This is a genomic window from Psychrobacter sp. NPDC078929 (genome assembly GCF_050267985.1).
Lineage (GTDB): Bacteria > Pseudomonadota > Gammaproteobacteria > Pseudomonadales > Moraxellaceae > Psychrobacter.
The window spans coordinates 48211-65952 of sequence record NZ_JBNNFX010000006.1 but is presented as its reverse complement, the minus strand read 5'-3'; the positions used below and the strand labels follow the sequence as shown (position 1 = coordinate 65952).

The 17742-nt window shown below is 41.5% G+C and carries 15 protein-coding genes and 1 pseudogene; 3 read left to right on the top strand and 13 right to left on the bottom strand.

The annotated features are described in order from the left end of the window. The first annotated feature begins 45 nt into the window (after nt 1–45). Nucleotides 46–1623 carry a M16 family metallopeptidase gene (locus ACQKCG_RS05090; protein WP_101205031.1) on the top strand — a complete coding sequence of 526 codons (1578 nt, stop codon included), beginning with the start codon at nt 46–48 and terminating at the stop codon, nt 1621–1623. Nucleotides 1624–1769: 146 nt separating this feature from the next. Here the strand turns inward: ACQKCG_RS05090 and ACQKCG_RS05085 are convergent, their stop codons facing one another. Continuing rightward, complete coding sequence (locus ACQKCG_RS05085) at nt 1770–2345, bottom strand: hypothetical protein (protein ID WP_101205032.1); 576 nt, start codon at nt 2343–2345, stop codon at nt 1770–1772. Nucleotides 2346–2613: 268 nt separating this feature from the next. Next, nucleotides 2614–3561, bottom strand: a complete 948-nt coding sequence (locus ACQKCG_RS05080; protein WP_101205033.1) for a D-Ala-D-Ala carboxypeptidase family metallohydrolase — start codon at nt 3559–3561, stop codon at nt 2614–2616. A gap of 284 nt (nt 3562–3845) precedes the next feature. Between ACQKCG_RS05080 and rodA the strand changes: the two genes are divergently transcribed. Both rodA and ACQKCG_RS05070 read left to right on the top strand, forming a co-directional pair. After that, nucleotides 3846–4988, top strand: a complete 1143-nt coding sequence (gene rodA / locus ACQKCG_RS05075) for a rod shape-determining protein RodA (protein WP_057760433.1) — start codon at nt 3846–3848, stop codon at nt 4986–4988. Nucleotides 4989–6092: 1104 nt separating this feature from the next. After that, nucleotides 6093–6434 (top strand): annotated as a pseudogene (locus ACQKCG_RS05070) (septal ring lytic transglycosylase RlpA family protein); the annotation flags it as partial. 162 nt (nt 6435–6596) lie between these two features. Here ACQKCG_RS05070 and radA read toward each other — a convergent pair. The 11 genes from radA to ACQKCG_RS05015 all read right to left on the bottom strand — a co-directional run bounded on the left by radA (nt 6597) and on the right by ACQKCG_RS05015 (nt 17450). After that, nucleotides 6597–8033: a DNA repair protein RadA gene (gene radA, locus ACQKCG_RS05065; protein WP_101205035.1), complete on the bottom strand. Its 1437-nt coding sequence runs from the start codon at nt 8031–8033 to the stop codon at nt 6597–6599. Between the two features lie 377 nt (nt 8034–8410). Beyond that, nucleotides 8411–9121: an LPS export ABC transporter ATP-binding protein gene (gene lptB / locus ACQKCG_RS05060; RefSeq protein ID WP_379544987.1), complete on the bottom strand. Its 711-nt coding sequence runs from the start codon at nt 9119–9121 to the stop codon at nt 8411–8413. Between the two features lie 143 nt (nt 9122–9264). Then, entirely contained in the window at nt 9265–9822 is a 558-nt protein-coding gene (gene lptA, locus ACQKCG_RS05055; protein WP_057760441.1) for a lipopolysaccharide transport periplasmic protein LptA, read from the bottom strand. Between the two features lie 88 nt (nt 9823–9910). After that, on the bottom strand, nt 9911–10495 hold the full coding sequence (lptC, locus tag ACQKCG_RS05050; RefSeq protein WP_057760443.1) for an LPS export ABC transporter periplasmic protein LptC: 585 nt from the start codon (nt 10493–10495) through the stop codon (nt 9911–9913). Further along, nucleotides 10492–11058 (bottom strand): KdsC family phosphatase, encoded by a 567-nt coding sequence (locus tag ACQKCG_RS05045; protein WP_101205037.1) that lies wholly within the window; start codon nt 11056–11058, stop codon nt 10492–10494. Before ACQKCG_RS05045 ends, lptC begins: the two co-directional genes overlap by 4 nt. Before the next feature lie 77 nt (nt 11059–11135). Beyond that, complete coding sequence (locus ACQKCG_RS05040) at nt 11136–12128, bottom strand: KpsF/GutQ family sugar-phosphate isomerase (protein WP_101205038.1); 993 nt, start codon at nt 12126–12128, stop codon at nt 11136–11138. A 220-nt stretch (nt 12129–12348) separates the two neighbouring features. Further along, nucleotides 12349–12876, bottom strand: coding sequence for an RNA chaperone Hfq (gene hfq, locus ACQKCG_RS05035; protein ID WP_101205039.1), 528 nt, complete (start codon nt 12874–12876; stop codon nt 12349–12351). Between the two features lie 327 nt (nt 12877–13203). After that, complete coding sequence (gene miaA / locus ACQKCG_RS05030) at nt 13204–14370, bottom strand: tRNA (adenosine(37)-N6)-dimethylallyltransferase MiaA (RefSeq protein WP_101205040.1); 1167 nt, start codon at nt 14368–14370, stop codon at nt 13204–13206. 82 nt (nt 14371–14452) lie between these two features. Beyond that, nucleotides 14453–16231 carry a DNA mismatch repair endonuclease MutL gene (mutL, locus tag ACQKCG_RS05025; protein ID WP_101205041.1) on the bottom strand — a complete coding sequence of 593 codons (1779 nt, stop codon included), beginning with the start codon at nt 16229–16231 and terminating at the stop codon, nt 14453–14455. 53 nt (nt 16232–16284) lie between these two features. Further along, entirely contained in the window at nt 16285–16815 is a 531-nt protein-coding gene (gene tsaE, locus ACQKCG_RS05020; protein ID WP_101205042.1) for a tRNA (adenosine(37)-N6)-threonylcarbamoyltransferase complex ATPase subunit type 1 TsaE, read from the bottom strand. Further along, complete coding sequence (locus tag ACQKCG_RS05015) at nt 16815–17450, bottom strand: 6-pyruvoyl trahydropterin synthase family protein (protein WP_101205043.1); 636 nt, start codon at nt 17448–17450, stop codon at nt 16815–16817. The genes tsaE and ACQKCG_RS05015 overlap by 1 nt, the downstream gene beginning before the upstream one ends. Between the last annotated feature and the right edge of the window lie 292 nt (nt 17451–17742).

The window sequence follows — 17742 nt, the reverse complement described above, 5'->3', positions numbered from 1 at the left end:
TCATAAAAATGGCCATAGCACCGTATTCTTAATAAGAAGAAACTCATGATTCAGAATAAATACGACTCTAAAGCAAAACCAAAATCTTTTAAAACTGCTTCAGCCTCTATAAGAAGCACTATCGCATCTAAAAAGGGATCTTATCTCAGTGCTAGCGTAATTTTTGCTTTTAGCATCTTGGCTACTACTGCTCAAGCTGATACAACAGCTTCTGAAGATTACCGCTCACCTGCTGCAGTCGATGCAAGTGCGCCAATTGCTGCTCTATCTAAACTGACCAGCTTAGCCGATGACAAACCTTTAAAAGTCACCGTACCGACCATTCAACAGTTTAAGACCAAGTCTGGCGTACCTGTTATGTTTGTACAAACGACCACCTTGCCAATTGTCGATGTTGATTTGCGTTTTAATGCTGGTAGCGCGCGTGATGGTAGTATCAAAAAAGAAGGTTTTGGTATTGCTAATATGACAGCGACGATGCTCGAACAGGGCTCCAAAAGTCTAGATGAGAACGCATTTACACGTGCAGTGGAAACGTTGGGCATCAATCTAAGCAGTAGCGCATATAAAGATATGTTTATTGTTTCACTGCGTAGCCTATCTGATGACAAGCATCTTCTGCCAGCCATTGACTTAATGACACAGATGGTAAGTGAGCCTACGTTTGACGAGCAAGTTCTAGCTCGCAATAAAGCAAGACTGTTGGTAGGCCTGCAGCAACAAAAACAAGATCCTAATAGCTTAGCAAGTATCGCTTTCAACGAGGCTCTATATGGTATTCACCCTTACGCGCATCCATCAGTCGGCACGCTAGAAAGCGTTCCTACGATTGAGAAGCAACAACTGATAGACTTTAAAAACAAATATCTGGTAGCAGCAAACGCATCTGTTGCTATGACCGGCAACCTGACATTAAAACAAGCCAAAAAACTGGCAGAAGACATCACTGCTAAATTACCTGCTGGCCAAGCTGCCACTGATTTACCTGAGCCAAAACCGCTGACTAAAGCGCAGCATGTTCATATTCCATTCCCAAGCACTCAAACCACTGTACTCATGGGACAGCTAGGTAGCAAACGAGCAACCGACCCAATAGCACAGCAGCAGCAAACCAACTTTGCTGTTGGAAATGAAGTCATGGCAGGAAGTGACTTTAATGCGCGGCTAATGACTGAGGTGAGACAAAACCTTGGCTATACTTATGGAATCTCAGGATCGATGAACCCAATGCTCTCTCGAGGTCCCTACCAGATTGGTTTTTCGACACGTAATGATAAGGCGCGTGCGGCCATTGATGCAAGCTTAGCGGTTATCAACGAAACGCTGGACAAGGGTATCACCACTGAGGAGATGCGCTTAACTACAGATAATCTGAAAAATAGCTTCCCGATGGGATTTGCGAGCAATGTAGGTATCAATAGCTCACTTGGAATGATGAATTTTTACCAATTACCGAATAATTACTTAGCTGACTATACCAATCGCATTGATCAAGTCACACTTTCAGAGGTCAATCAAACCATGCGAGATACGCTAAAGCCTGATAACTTTTTAATAGTTACGGTTGGGCAAGAAGATCCTTGGAAAGAAAAGAAAGTGGTAGAAAAAACCAGTAAGAAATAAATCGCTAGGAAGCAATATTAGAAATAAGCGTTATCAATCCAATGGACGTATTATAAATGGTAAAAAATACTACTCATAATATGTCCATTAATATTTGAACGGCTATAATCTTTAAATAAGAAGTGAAATATTAGGAATGCTTAGTATTAAGAATACTTGGCATCAGAAATTTTTAGCGTAACATCATAGACAAAATGCTCAGGCTTATGGGTAGCCCCGTTATAGCTCAAACGGATAACATGCTTATCATAAGACGTCACTTTATAATTACCATTGGCAAAGTTATGTAGCGTCGGCACAATTAATAGCGCTTCTATTTGACGGTTATCTACTTTAACATTGAGGCGCTGACCCTCTCGCGGATATAAGAAATAATCACAGTAGTCATTTACCATGACCTCTGATATACGTTCGATAACCTGATTACCTGTTTCTTCTTGAATTAATTTTGGACAGACATCAGAGCGCTTAGATGCCAAACGAGCATAAGAGTTCTTGATACTATCTTCTATCTCTTTAGAGCTTTGTATATGTCTATCAGCTTTATCCGTCACTATCATATTGTTTTCAGAGGACATCTCTGTACTACACGCATTAATCAATAATACCGACATAAGTGCAGAAGTAAACAAAGCGCCATACTTATAGTTCGAGTGCAAAAAACTTTGCTTCTCGTTATTTAATTTATGATAGTTTTTCATTGTCGAGCGCTGATTTTTCATAGTTTTCGCTTAAAGTAAATTTGGTGGTTTTCTTTATAAGCCATGAAAATATAAAGGCGATTGATAACACATATTATTAAAGCATAGTTTTTAAAGACCAAACAAATTTTTAATGAACTCATGCGTCTGACCTATGAATCCTACCAAATAATTACAAAATTATTATTTTTAGTAAACACTGGAATAGTATATATAAAAATGAATATACATCTAGCGTTATCTCGGCTAACTTTATATTCATTTGAATTCTCGATTCTTAATAAGTCAATTAATAGCGGCAAGAAGAGGAACTACTAGCGTGATTGAACCCCCACTTACGATAACCATCCGTATCTAAATGAATAGCTCCCGTCGCATATAATCCTAAACCAAAGTTATAAGGCTGTCCTTGATACTGCCAAAACTGGCATAAGCCATCATGCATGGTACTCAAGCGCCATAAATTGTCTTCGTACTCAGGTACCCAGATATCCATAGCACTTGCATTCATATGCTTACTACCGTCTGCCCCGCCTGCACAATCATTCAAACCTGGGTTACGATATACCGAACGTATCTCACTACTAAGTGGTAAAATACCTTGGTTTTTCAACTCACTATAAAGGCGTAATGTTGGTACAATGTTAGACCATAGTTCTTGAGGTGGCAGTTGATAAGGCTCATACCCGCATTTACTCCAACTACGGGCAGTCGTCAGCAGTTGAGACAATGGCGGTACATTCTGTGATCCGACTCGTGCGCTAAGATAACGCTCATACTCTGCTATTTGTCTGGCACGATAACTATTGCTATTTAACCATGCATTAAAGTCCATATTCATAGAATCGTTATAAGCACCATTATAGGTGTTGTTTGCTGTACTATAAGTAGTACCGCGTCTCACTACATTCACACGTTTGTTTTCTTCAATGGACAACCTAGCATCAATCTCGAAATCACGCTGTTTTTGTACAATCAAGTTTTGCATACTGTCGCTATTTGATGCGTTCGCACCACTCAACATGGTAACACCAGGACGCTGATTTGAGCTGTTAGTAGAGGGCGTTATATACGCATTACTGTTATTGCTTGTACTGCTACTTTGACGTATTTGAATACGGCGTTCACTATCATCACTGATGATAACGGCATGAGCACTGACACTGCCAGCACATAGGATAAGGGTGATAATAGGTTGGCAAATTTGCCTATACGCATGGATTTTTGATTTTATCATTGCAATAAACTACCGCTAAAAACGTTTTATCGATACTATCAAATTTTCAACAAGCAGGCTAAACTATCGCTTCTAATTTGAAGTCCAATATTGATAATTAACACTTATCCTTACAACTTTTATAATTGAGTGACTTTATTATTATTTGTGAATTATATAGCCATCGCGTGCTCGCATACTTTTATTAAAGTCGGTACTTTTAAGTACGCTTCTCATCATTATTTACAATGAGATAATTTAGTTAGTACTTCCCTCCTACACCAATTGTTAGCCAAATTCTGCCTATGTCTTCTAACCCGCAATATCGTTTTTCACGTCAGAGCCATCATTTGGGTCAAGGTCATGCACCGACGCTATGGCAACGTATTCATATCGACCCATGGTTAACTTTACTGTTATTGACGGTTTGTTGTATTGGTCTGACGATTCTATACAGCGCCGCCAGCCAAGATATTGGTATGGTTATTCGCCAAATGGTCAGTTATGGAGTGGCATTCGCGGTAATGTTTACCATGGCGCAGATACCGCCCAGTCTCTATCGTACTTTTACGCCCATATTTTATGTCTTAGGACTTATATTATTGGTATTGGTAGATATTATCGGTGAAGTACGTATGGGTGCTCAGCGCTGGATCAATTTGCCGGGGTTCGGTAGTGTGCAGCCTTCAGAGTTTATGAAGCTGGGCATGCCAATGATGTGTGCTTGGTTTTTGTCTAAGCGTGATTTGCCACCGTCAGCGTCTAGCATTGCTATTACTTTGGCATTGATCATTGTACCGGTGCTATTAATTGCTAAAGAGCCTGATCTTGGTACGTCGTTACTGGTCGCTGCTAGCGGCATATTTGTGCTTTTCTTAGCGGGCCTCTCGTGGCGATTGATTTCTGCTGCTGTAATTTTGGCTGTACCGTTTATAGCATTTGCTTGGAATTTTTTACTCCACGACTATCAGCGTACGCGAGTATTGACACTCCTTAATCCTGAAGCAGATGTGCAAGGTGCTGGATGGAACATTATTCAATCGAAGACAGCCATTGGTTCTGGTGGCCTCACTGGAAAAGGCTATCTGGAAGGCACGCAATCACACCTACATTTTCTGCCAGAAGGCCATACTGATTTTATTATTGCCGCCTTCTCCGAAGAGTTTGGTTTGCTCGGTGTCATGCTACTGATGTTCATTTATTTCTGCCTTTTATCACGTGCCTTATATATTGCTTTCACTCATCCTGATGTTTATAGTAGATTGTTAGCTGGTGCTATCGCCATGTCTTTCTTTGTTTATATATTCGTCAATGTCGGCATGGTTGGCGGTATTTTGCCTGTCGTAGGTGTTCCACTACCATTCATTAGTTATGGTGGTACGGCTATCGTGACTCTGATGGCAGGATTTGGCTTACTCATGTCTATCCATACACATAAATCTGGCTAACTGGGATAGGATACTTTCTGTATAATTCGTCTTTCGAGTAAGTCGTTGTAATAATCATGGTAGTACCATTAAGATAAATTGCTTTGTACTACTAATGATTTGATAAAAGACAATGAGCCATAATGCGAAGAAGAGTTTTATTCTTAGCGCTATGGCTTTTTTATTTTAATGATCTTCATATAATTTATGTTCGTATAGATAATAATAGTTACAAATCTGAAATAATTGTTCGTTTTAGCGCCCATTATTTTTACTAGAAAATTGACGTAATTTCCGATATTAGTTAACCACCTATAAGTTCAGAAAGATTTTATTCCTTGTTTTTTACAAAAAATTGCGTTAACCTCGTTTTACTGTACTCTGATACATAACCCGTACATAGCTACTAATAAACTTTGCATTTAAATATATTTAGGTTGTAGCGTAGCCGTATAGTTAGCATCTTGTAGATTCCAGACTTTCAAATACACTACTTAATTAACGGTTTGATAACAAAGCGATACGCGATGTCCTCTGAACCTTTTATTAACGTAGCATTCTAAAGAAGTTTGTAGATCGCACATCATGTAAATACGACATATAGTGACATTGTCACTCAGTCCTGATTTTGGACTTTGTATTCAATGCTTATCGCTAACTATCATTTGAGCGTATCGTCAGTCACTCTATCTATTAGATGTACTGAATACTGATGATAATGAAATGAAAAATTACCATATATTAATATCTATAAGAGCCGCTCATTAATCAATATGAAAATAATAGATTAATGCCATGCTCAATCTAAAATATTTAGAGTTAGGTTTTGATGTATAAGTTATAGAGGTATTTATGAACAAGCGTTTATCTGGTTTACTTACAATGTCAGCAATGTTATTTGCTGGCTCTGCAGTCGCTACCAATGCAAATGCTGTAGAAGCAAAGACCACACTTGCTATGATTTCGCAAGATAACGCCTCCCACATTGACCGTGTACTTGGTGAACTAAGCCGTCAGCATGATGGTGCATCAAGTTTGGTAAAGTCAGCCCGTCAGCCGACTTCATTGGCACTTAGCAGCTCATTGTTAGCCAATGATACGACACAAGTTACCAATGATGAAGATGTATTAGAGCGCTTAACAGCTGTTGCTTCCAACTCTGTCAGTAAGTTCAAGCAGACTGGTCTTGCGTCTTGGTATGGTCGTAAGTTTCATGGTCGCAAGACTGCCAGTGGCGAAACTTTTGACATGAACGGTTTAACTGCAGCGCATCGCTCATTACCATTGAACTGCTATGTCAAAGTCACTAACAAGACCAATGGTAAAAGTGTCGTGGTAAAAGTGAACGATCGTGGCCCATTTCATGGTAACCGTGTATTAGACTTATCTTATGGTGCCGCCAAAAAACTCGGTATTACGAGTAAAGGCGTGGGTAACGTTGCTATTGAGCGCGTTGCAGGACCTTAACTTTAGGTATCAGTTTTAAAGACCAATAATATTGCTAGCCTATATAGCAAAAAAAGCCTAACTCATCATTAGTTAGGCTTTTTTTATGGTCTATATTTATCGTTCCAAACTAACAGTAGCGACTAAACTACTCAAAACAAAGTACTACTAATTCTATATAACTTATAACTCAAAGGCGCTTTCGATAGCATCATCCAGACGCTCAACAGCAATCACATTGATACCTTTAAACTGAGGCGCATCCTTAGCAGGTGCATTGGCCTTTGGAATGATGGCATGCTTAAACCCATGTTTCATCGCTTCCTTTAGGCGTTCTTGTCCATTAGGTACTGGGCGTATCTCACCTGATAGACCGACTTCTCCGAATACGGCTAATGAAGATGGTAACGCTCTCTCTTTAATACTTGAAGCACAGGCCAACAGTACGGCTAAATCAGATCCCGTTTCTATGACTTTAACGCCACCAACGACGTTGACATAGACATCTTGTCCACTGGTATGTATTCCGCCATGGCGATGCATCACTGCTAGTAACATGGATAAACGTTGGAAATCTAGACCCAGCGCCATCCTTCTAGGCGAGCCTTGTGAATCATCTACCAAAGCCTGCACTTCTACTAACAATGGCCTTGTACCTTCACGACTGACCATCACCACAGATCCAGCAACAGGTTTGTCATAACGACTTAAAAATATCGCTGATGGATTGGCGACTTCTTTGAGCCCCATATCAGTCATACCAAAGATACCCAACTCATTAACCGCACCAAAGCGATTCTTGACCGCACGAATCATACGAAAACGCGAGTCAGACTGGCCTTCAAAATAAAGTACGGTATCAACCATATGCTCTAATACTCGCGGACCTGCTAGCGTGCCTTCTTTGGTTACATGCCCTACTAAAAATAGCGCTGTACCTGTTTGCTTAGCATAGCGCGTCAAAATCGCTGCAGACTCCCTAATCTGACTGACACCACCTGGTGCAGAGTTGATAGCATCCGTATAAATAGTCTGAATAGAATCGATAATAGCGATGGCTGGCTGCTCTTGCGTTAATGCAGCGCAGATAGTTTCTACGTTAGTTTCGGCCAGTACACGCAGTCTATCAGCAGGCAAGTCTAAACGTTTGGCTCGCATGGCTACCTGCGCAAGTGATTCTTCACCCGTCACATATAGTGCACTACCTGCTAGTGAATCCGCCCGTGCCATATTGGTCGCCGTTTGCAGCAAGATCGTTGATTTACCAATACCTGGATCACCGCCGATTAACACTACGGAACCCGCCACTAACCCACCACCCAGTACGCGATCGAACTCACTGATACCAGTTGGTAGGCGTGTGTCGAGCGTCACACTTACTGCATTAAGCGGCATGACAGCACTGTGAGTACCAGAGTAGTTACCAGCTGGCGCACTGGTACCACGAGTAGCAGCTCGTGCGTTATTAGGCTTCGCGGTGCTCTTATTGTGATGAGGCATGCTGATATTTGGAGCTTCGACTAAACTGTTCCATTCCCCGCAATCCGTACACTGCCCAGCCCATTTACCAAAATGCGCACCGCAATGCTGACAGACATAGCTGCTTTTATTTTTTGCCATAGCTTATAAGCCTTATTCAGAGGATCAATCGAGAATAATGAAGAAAGTATTGTCACGCTTTATAAGCGCTGATTTAAAAATATTTGTTATGATAAGTCAGCTATTAGTTTTGCAAGCTGTACTTGAAAGAGGATGATGTTAATTGTAGATATAAGTAGTAACTGGCTTATAAGCTCTATATAAAATAGTTGTAGCCAGCTCTATTAGTTAATCAGAAAATACAAAACTGTTGGTATAAATTTTACACAGCATTTGGAAAACAAAATGAATAGGAAGTAAGGAAAATCCATACCAGATAATGCTACTTTAACGGCACCTTTTTGTTTTGAGCGCACTATATAAAATAGAGTATGAGATAAGGAATTTAACGCTCTCACTTATACTTGAAAGTCTTTACCTAGATAAACAGATTTTACTAAATCATTTTCTAACACTTCAGCCGAAGTGCCTTCTGCAATGATAGCGCCTTCTGATACAATATAAGCCTTTTCACAAATAGCCAGTGTATCTCGAACATTATGATCGGTGATTAAAACGCCAATGCCACGATTTTTTAACGTCAAAATAACGTCTTTAATATCACCGACAGAGATAGGATCTACCCCTGCAAAAGGCTCATCCAATAAGATAAACTTAGGATCAGCGGCCAATGCTCGCGCAATCTCACAGCGACGACGCTCACCGCCTGACACGCTCATACCCTGAGACTTGCGCACATGTTCTAAATGGAACTCGCCAATCAACTTTTCAAGTTCTTGCTGTTGTTCAGCTTTACTTAATTCTGTACGAGTCTGTAGGATAGCTAAGATATTATCTTCGATAGACAATTTACGAAAGATTGACGCCTCTTGCGGTAGATAACCGATACCCGCACGCGCACGCTCGTGCATTGCGTATTTAGATAAATCCATTTTACCTAGCGTAACGCGGCCCTTATCCATATTGACCAGTCCCACCACCATATAAAAGCTTGTCGTTTTACCAGCACCGTTAGGCCCCAACAGTCCGACGACTTGACCCTGTTCGACAGAAAATGAAACGTCTTTGACTACCCAACGCTTTCCATAGCGCTTGCCTAAATTTTGCATAGTCAATCGAGCGACAGGCGCCGTATTGGTATTTGATGCCGATAGGTCTAGATTTTTATCATCGCTCATAACTTACTCTTACTTTCACAAAATTTAAGCATTGCTAAAGGCAGACTTATTTACTCATAGCCTGTTTATTTGGATTAACGTACGCCACTTTGGTTTGTACCATTGTTAGGCGGGAATACCAGTTCAACGCGCTGATTGCCGCCAGCAGTCGCTTCAACATCACCTGCTTTTAGGCTATAACGAATGACGTTACCAGCGAAGCTTGCACCATTCTGAACCAGCTTTGCATTGCCAGTTAGCGTAATAATCCCAGACACTGCGTTGTAGTCAATTTTATTAGCCTGCCCTTTTGCCAAGCCCTTTTCTTGCGTGACTACTTGCTGCATAGTCGCTGGACGGCCAGTTGCTACCGCTGAGTTAATGCTACGCTGCTGAGATAGATTGACCGTGATGTTGTCGGCCGTCATCTTAAACGTACCTTGAGTAATAATGACATTACCTGCATAACTGGTCACGCCGGTACGCTCACTATAAGTGGCCTTATCTGCTAGCAATTTGATCTGCTGATTAGAATCTGATGGCAATGCATGACTATATAGCGGTAGCGCCAATAACATCACCATTGGCAGTGCGCGCAATTTGTGCAAGCAGAGTGATGATGCGCGTAAAGTAGGCAAAAATTTAAGTTTCATATAAATAACTCATTTCATAATAGGTGGTAGGATTTGCAAACTTTATGCTAGCTGCTATTTTTTGATACGGTAAATAGAAAGACTTTGACTAAAATAATGCTTTATCTTGGCGTTCAGATGGAGAAAAGGCAACAGCCACTTGACCAAATTCATACTCACCTGTCTCAAGATTGGCAGTCATACTAGAGGCTTCAAATCGATTCATGCCTTGTTCGATTTTCACAGGCGCGTCACTGTATACTTTGCCTGACTTCGTATTACCTTTTAGCGTACTACCAGTCACTTTTATCGGTTCGATATCAGGAGTACTCTTATTACCTTCGCTCACCAGTGTAAATCCACCTGATAAACTAAGCTCCCCTGTCTGTTGACTGATGGCTGCACTGCCCGCTTGAATACGATAACGTTGCTCTGCAGATGGTTCCCAATTCATGGTAATACCTGACATTTCATCCTGATTGGTCTCAGGATTATGCGTCAAAGACTCAGCGGTAAGCTCGTATTCGGTTTCGCCTTGCTCATTCGTCTGAACGGCTTTGATATCGGTGGCTTCATAATCGACATCTGTCGTTTCAATATTGACTGGCGGCGTTACGTCGCCTTGCTGCTGAAAAAACCAACCCGCGATACCGGCAATAATTAAGGCTAATACAATTAAGACACGTGTATTCACGACTGGTTATCCTGAGTTTGCGCCTCATCAAGCGTGTAATGCGCGATAAAGTCTTGATAATGTCCATGACCTTTTAAAATAAGGTCACATATCTCGCGCACTGCACCAGTACCGCCAGCACGAGTCGTTACCATGTCACTGCGCTTGATAACTTCAGCATGCGCGTTAGGTACGGTTGCCGCGAATCCTACTGTTTGCATTGCTTTGATATCCGGTAAATCATCGCCCATATAGGCACAGTCGGCAGCAGTGATATTCAGGGCAGGATCTAAAGACGATAGCAGCTCGTTTAATGCGATTAATTTATCATCACGGCCTTGAACCACATGGTTGACGCCCATTTCTGCTGCGCGCTTATTCACCATTGCACTACTACGACCGGTAATAATGGCTGTCAAAATACCGTAACGGGCTAAAGACTTAACACCCACACCATCATGTACTGAGAACGCTTTGATCTCAACACCATTGGCATCATAGATGATTTGACCATTGGATAAAATACCATCGACATCCATGACCAATAGTTTTACTTGTCCGGCTTTCTGTATCAAGTCCTGCATTATTTGTCTCTTTTTAATATTTATTTTCGAAGCGTTATTCTATATAGCTTAACTATTTCAACGGCAACTCACAAACCTTATTTGACCCCAGCTTGTAGCAAATCATGCACGGTAATAATAGCTTCTAAACGATCTTCATTATCAATGATCAATAACTGGCTAATACCACTTTCATTCATAACACTTAGCGCATCTGACGCACGCATCGTTTTACTAATATGGCGTGGATTGCTGACCATCACTTCATGCATTGGCGTTTGTAGATCGATGCCTTTTTCTAACCCTCGGCGTAAGTCACCATCTGTGAACACACCGACGACCTTATTGTTATCATCAGTCACTACGGTCATGCCCAATCGTCCGGCAGACATGGTAAACAAAGCTTGTTGCAATGGGGCCTGCTGATGAATCAAAGGCAAGTCTTCTGAATTGGTATGCATCAAATCTTCGACACGCGTCAATAGCTGACGACCCAAGGCACCAGCAGGATGCGATAATGCAAAATCTTCAGAAGTAAAATTACGTGCATGTACTAAAGCAACCGCTAACGCATCTCCGAGCGCTAAAGTAGCCGTCGTACTGGAGGTAGGCGCTAGATTAAGTGGACAAGCCTCCTGCGACTGACCAAGCGTTAATACAATGTCAGCTGCTCGTGGTAGCATACCGCGCTTATCACGACTGATACTGATAAGAGGGATATTTAGATGTTTAACAACTGGCAGTAGCATCTTGATTTCATCTGACTCACCTGAGTTTGAAATAGCAAGCAGCACATCACCTTTCACAAGCATCCCCAAATCACCATGCCCCGCTTCACCAGGATGCATAAAAAAAGCAGGCGTACCAGTTGAGGCAAAGGTCGCTGCAATCTTGCGTCCAATCAGCCCTGACTTACCCATGCCTGTAACTACCACTCGACCCTTACAAGTCAGGATGATGTCACATGCTTGGGCAAATCTGTCGTCAATCTGCTCTGTTAGTAGTGCTAACGCAGATATCTCTGTGTTAATGGCCTCGATAGCAGTGGTAATAAATTGCTCATGGGTTAAGTTGTTTTTGGTATCACTCATGAATCCGCTCTATTTTTATAATGAATCAATACGCTATTTTACTACACTATGTTTCATATTAGTAATAGTCTACAAAATCTACACTAATATAGTGCTGCATACGGAATAAAAGAGCTTGCTGCTATCTATACAAAAAAAACCCACTATTATTAGCAGGTTTTAAACGAATAAATCATGTCTTAATGTTTTTTCAGACAACACGCTCGATTAATTCAATACGTTAGCTATTGCTATCATTAGAACCGTCGTTTGGCTTATCTTCAAAGCCGGTGTTATCTACCGTGGCATCAAAGCCACGATCTTGACCGAAGCCACCACGCTCGAAGCCGCGCTCTTGACCTTGTCCAAAGCTACCGCGTTCAAAACCACGATCCTGACCTTGGCTAAAACCACCACGATTGAATCCACTGCGACTCGATGCGAATCCGCGCTCTTCAAAGCCGCCAGCAGCAGGGTTACTACCACGTTCAAAACCACCGCCTTGATATCCAGTCGGTGCTGCGCTCTGAGGCTGAGCACTTGTACCTGTCGTCGTACTACTACGCGGGTTACGCGCTGGCACGACTGTTGAGATGGCATGTTTATATACCATTTGGCTCACTGTGTTTTTTAGGAGAACAACATATTGATCAAATGATTCAATTTGGCCTTGTAATTTAATACCATTTACCAAAAAAATAGAGACAGGAATGCGATCTTTGCGCAGCGAGTTCAAGAACGGATCTTGTAAAGTTTGTCCTTTTGACATGAAATCTCTCCTAAATATTATATAGTTATGTTTTGAGTGCCAATTATTTTAAGTGTTAATTTAATTATAATGGCTAAAAGGTAGATACAATAAGGTGTTTTCTTTATAAAACGTATCTAAATAAATATTCGTTGCTCTTAAGTGATTCCACTTTATCGCGAATACGTTATTATTGTAAATAATTAAGTAACTGGTTGTTTCGTTAATAATTTCTGTCTACAAAAGTTCATAAAAAAGACATCATAACAATGCTCAACGCACTGAGCCAAATTATAACAGCTATCTATGTCAATTTTTGAAACTAATTGTGTTAGCTATCATCGCACTTTAAGACAAGTACTCCCGTGCTTCGACCATGGTTTCAAACGTTTGTAATATCATACGACTGCTAGCATCAGCCCCGCTCTCAAACTCTACTGTCCCATTCGATGATGCACTGGGCAGTTGCATTACCTTTCTCAGCCACGTGTACTGACGTTTTGCTAGCTGTCTTGTAGCATATAATGCCTTATTTTGCATTTCCTGACAAGCAAGCGCCTCGGTCTCTTGGTTAGCCATGTTTGGTTGAGCAGCTGAATGAGCAACATTATCTGAGATTTCTTTTTCTCCGTTGACAGCTGTATGCTTTCCAAAAGCTTCATAAAATTGAGCTTTATCTAGATGAGCCTCATTAAATATCGGATGATCAATATGCACCAAGTATTCTAGTACTTGCCTGTAACCCACACAGCGCATCGAAGGCATATTAGGCGTGAGCGGATACTTTTTTAGTAAGTCTATGACTTCAGCCACTAGCCCTTCATTCCACATTATGTCTAGACGTTGTTCGATACGATCATGTAGCCATGGACGATCTGGCATTACCGATAGCGCGTGCCACTGCTGATTCGGATTATGTGCCAATGCTTGCTTTGGCTTGCGCTGCCAGTCACTTATTGGAATATGTGTTTGTAGATAGACTTCAATTGCTCGCGTGATACGCTGAGTATCAGTAGCATTCAAGCGCTCATGACTTATAGGGTCTATACTCCCCAAATAATCATATAGAGCGCTAATACCTTCCTCTTGACGCCACTGCTCTACGCGCGCCCGTACGCTGTCATCGCTATCAGGCACAGGAGACAATCCATCGAGTAGCGCCATGTAATACATCATGGTGCCACCTACTAATAATGGTATCTTGCCATTTCTGTGACATTCGTCAATAAGACGAGCAACGTCACTGACAAACTCCGCCACGCTATAGCTTTGCGTAGGATCGATGATATCGACCAAATGATGTGGATAACGCGCCAGCTCAATCGCTGTTGGCTTGGCTGTGCCAATGTTCATGTCACGATATATCAGCGCTGAGTCCACAGAAATTAATTCAAAACGACCTGTATCGTATAGCTCGTATGCCAGTGATGTCTTGCCGCTAGCAGTTGGTGCCATAAGACAAACCACGCTATTATCCGCCAGCTTGTGAGGTAGGCTATCAGACGAATGTTGCATAAAGTGGCCTTTCATAATATATGTATAACTCAGATATCGATTGGTTTAATTGCTTTAAGATGTTGTAATTATTTTCAGATATTCAGGATAGCATTAGCTTTACTAAGAGGTGACTGTCTATCGCTTTAATAGCATTGTTCATGATTATTTCAGTAAGATCATTTGCAAAAACTATTGAATCTTGCGCAGACATTTGCGTATTGACACTAATAAGTTGCTGATTAATCTCAGTAGCACTGCTTGGCAATCTATCTTTTTTGAATACTTGCTGACTAGAGGTAAGTGATTCGAACAACTGGCTTACTTTAAACTGCCAGTCTTTAGCACTTATCAGTGCACACTGCCCTTGGTGATAAAATAATAACCAAGGTAGCTTTTTATCATCTGTGTTTAAGTCCATGTCAACAGCTTCTACATCGTTAATGATATCTAAGCAAATTGGTAAAGATGCAGAGGTAGCTGCTCCATCAGAATAATGTGACGTGCTGTTGTTACTATTGTTACTTTGGTCTGATCGTTCATTGATATAAGATCGCGCTGACTCTTGCAATGAAGGATTATATGAAAGTGATTGGTTTGCAGTAGACTGATAAGACTGCTTATTAGATTCTACTTTATTATGCTGCCTTGGGTTATTGCTAGACTGACTACTTGAGATGAGCATTTCAGACAAACGACTTTCAGAAGCATCTTCGTTTGATAATTCTTCAGATATGTATTGGCTGTCAGTTTCTGGCTTCGGTACAGATTTAAATGCAGACTCAGACCCAAACTTAGCTACATTAATCGTTTTCAACTGCGTACGAACTGTATGACCTAAGTGCGCCATAATATTATTCAATGGACTGATTTTGATACGTTGTTTAGATGGATGTACATTGATATTTAACCATTGGGTTGGCAAATCAAAATACAGTGCATACCCCATACCTACTAGCTGCGCACCTTGTGCCAGTTGACGTATTTGATTGCTAATCAGCGCTTCCTTTACTAGTCTGCCATTTACATAAATCAGCTTTGGTAAGTCAGATTTTTCATAATGCAATGGCCATAACCAACCACTAATCGCTGCTTGATTAGCATTGCTACTATCATACTCTACAGACGACTGTATCAGACTCGACAAATCTATCGATATTGCTAATGCATTATCTGTCAATGCCATACCAGTCGCTTGTTCCAACCGCGGTAGTGGCAAACGACTGTCATTGTTACCACTAATACTCGTAGCACTTGCAGATAATGATAGCCGCTGTTTATTGTCATGGTAAAGTGTCAAAGCAATATCGGCACGCGCCAGTGCGACTTCTCGAACGATGGTTTCGATATGACCGAATTCAGTAGCAATAGATTTTAGGTTGCCACGGCGGGCAGGCACATTGAAATACAAATCTTTTACGACAATCGTGGTACCGCGGTTATGCACAACTGGCAACAGTTTCGGTATGTCATCTAATACGCCAGCGACCTGTAATTGACGGCCAATACCACTCTCATCATGACTACTGGTTAAGGTCAAACGCGAGACAGCAGCCATAGCCGCTAACGCCTCACCGCGAAAACCCAACGTCGTAATACCATGTAAATTAGCAACGTCAGCAACCTTACTGGTCGCATGACGAGTGATGGCCATGACCATATCATCAGGATGAATGCCCACCCCATTATCTACTACCTCAATCAGGCCCATACCGCCTTGAGTGATGCGCACTTCAATATTGGTCGCGCCAGCATCGATGGCATTTTCCAGCAGCTCTTTGACCACTGCTGCTGGACGTGTCACCACTTCACCTGCTGCTAATTGATTGATCAGCAACGGCGATAGTTTTTTGATGCGGGTATTAGGATAATTATCTGGCATTGATAGATGTCATATTTTTGGAAAGTAGCGATTGGTATAATTTAGATATTCATTTAGATGCTAAGTTGTGATAAATCCAAACCTTGCGCTTGACCTGCCTTTGACAACCTCAACTGCACTTGGCGAGTTTCAGTGTCGTTATCATCACTGACACTTTGAGTCATATCGATGAATAACGTGGGCGGCGGAAGATAGCTATCAGCGCGGCTAGCCCATTCGATAATGACCAGAGCATTTGGCTCATCCAGATATTCATCAAACCCAATGAAAGACAGTTCTTCTGGATCTTGCAAACGATACAGATCTGCATGATAAACTGGCTTAATCGAGCCATCACTTTTCTGAATACTGTAAGGCTCAACCAAGGTATACGTTGGGCTTTTTACTGCACCTATATGACCAAGCGCTTGCAGCCAATAACGAGTCAACGTGGTTTTGCCTGCACCCAAGTCACCTGCCAGCCACACACTGCCTGTCAATGGCAGATCAGCTAATTGCTGCGCCAATGATTGAGTATCTTGCTCAGAGTTCAGTATCAATGTTTGCGAGTATGTGTCGTCTTTTATAGATTCATCAGTGTGCATCAGTCTGAACCTGCCTGTGCTTGCTCTGTTTGTACCTGCTCTGTCTGTACCTGCATGGTCACAGTTGGATTGGTAAAGCTTTCACCGCGAATCAGCTTGGCATACAGCTCAGAGTCAGTCCACTCAGCACGAACCTGCTCACTGAATTCAAAATCTTCTAAGACCAGCTTACCCATTTGATCGTTTGCAACATCATCAGCAAAACACTGCGCATACCCTGTCGCCGTCTCGTGGGCAATCACTGAGTACACGCTGACATCCGCTTCACCATTTTGCATTTGTGTCTGACGTAGTATTTCTTGTGCCCAAAAGAATATCACTCGTGAAAACTGCTCTGCTGATGGTGAAACTGGCAAGCTAATCCAACGTGCGCTGAATTTCTTACACGCTGCAACATACTCAGGATCATCTTTGTTCCAAAAACAAATGGCATGATCAAAGCTATCTATAATGTCTTTGATTGAAGATTTTAGCAGACCAAAATCATAAACCATTTGCCCATGGTCTAAACGAGTGGCCTCAAGGATCAGCTCGATCTGATAGCTGTGGCCATGAATCGAGTGCTTACAACGCTCAGAACTACAGTTACGAACGATGTGAGCATTTTCAAATTTGAACAGTTTACGAATACGCATAATAATTTGACCAAAACAGTAAGCACTATGGTGCTAAATGTTAATAAATAAGAGTTTGCCGCGTTTATAAATCGGTTTATGACTCATTATAGCAAATCGCCATGTATCCGTAAGTAAGCACTTATTAATACAATGATTGATTGAACGAATCAATTGATAGACTAGGACTAACCTTATTGGAGTTGCTCGTCATTCTGCATAAAGAACACTTAGCGAAAACAATAGAGGATTTGAATGATAATTGAATCGTAGACGAATTGTGCGAGCGCTATCTATTACTAAAGCTTAAGCC